Annotated in this window: 1 protein-coding gene; it reads right to left on the minus strand. The window is 69.4% G+C overall.

Annotated features, from left to right (window positions below; genetic code table 11):
- The coding region (locus tag A5753_RS04140) for an AMP-binding protein (protein WP_156655938.1) at positions 1-1160 on the minus strand (1160 nt) is incomplete at both ends.

Consider the following 1160-nt stretch of genomic DNA (forward strand, 5'->3'; position numbering starts at 1 on the left):
CAACCACCCATCCAGCACGAACAACGCCGCCCCACCCACCGGCGCACCGATCGGCGGGGCCCCCGACCCCGCCCGCAGCGGGGCGCTGAGGGTGGCATAGATCGTGGTCTCGGTCGGCCCGTAGGCGTTGACCATCACCCGCCCCGGCGCCCACCGATCCACCACCGCCGCCGGACACGCCTCGGCCGCGATCACCAACGCCGCCGCGTTGACCTGCTGGGCAGACAACATCCCCACCGCCGACGGGGTCTGGCTGAACACACTGACCTGTTCGGCGGCCAGCAGAGCCTGCAACTCCTGCGGGGAGCGGGTCACCTCCTCAGGCACCACCACCAGCCGCCCACCATGTAGCAGCGCCCCCCAGATCTCCCACACCGAGTAGTCAAAGGCATACGAATGGCACTGCGTCCACACCTGATCCGGCCCCAACACCAACCCGGCATCCCAGGAGGCGAACAACCGGGTCACGTTGTGGTGGGTGACCGCCACCCCCTTGGGCACCCCGGTGGTGCCCGAGGTGTAAATGATGTGGGCCACCTCCTCAGCAGCCGGCACCGGCAGCGGTGTGCCCGCCACACCCTGGATACCGGGGTCATCGACCTCGATCACCACCCCGGCGAAACCCGCAAGCCGGTCGGCCAGCTCGCGCGTGCACACCGCGGCCATCGGCGCGGCATCGGCGAGCATGAACCCGATGCGCGCCGCTGGCAGCGCCGGATCGATCGGCAGATAAGCCGCCCCGGTCTTGAGCACCGCCACGATCGCGATCACCGCCTCAGCGCTGCGCGGCAACACCAACGCCACACACTGTCCCGCGCCCACCCCGCTGCCGGCCAACACCTGCGCCACCCGATTCGACACCTCATCAAGCTCGCGATAAGTCATCGAGGCGCCCGCGCACACCAGCGCCACCGCCTCCGGAGTGCGCGCCACCTGCCCCGCGAACACCGCCGGAATCGACACCCCCGTACCCGCCCGACCCAACACCGCCCGATTACCGAACACATCCAACTCGGCGCACTCCGCCGCATCCAGCACCTCGATCGCCGACAGGTGCTGGGCGGGTTCGGCGGTCAACGCCATCAGCACCCGCTGCAACCGGGCGATCAAAACCTCGATAGAGGCCGCATCAAACACATCGGTGCGGAACTCGACGGCCC

Origin of the sequence: Mycobacterium sp. 852002-51971_SCH5477799-a (genome assembly GCF_001667145.1) — a bacterium.
Classification (GTDB): domain Bacteria; phylum Actinomycetota; class Actinomycetes; order Mycobacteriales; family Mycobacteriaceae; genus Mycobacterium.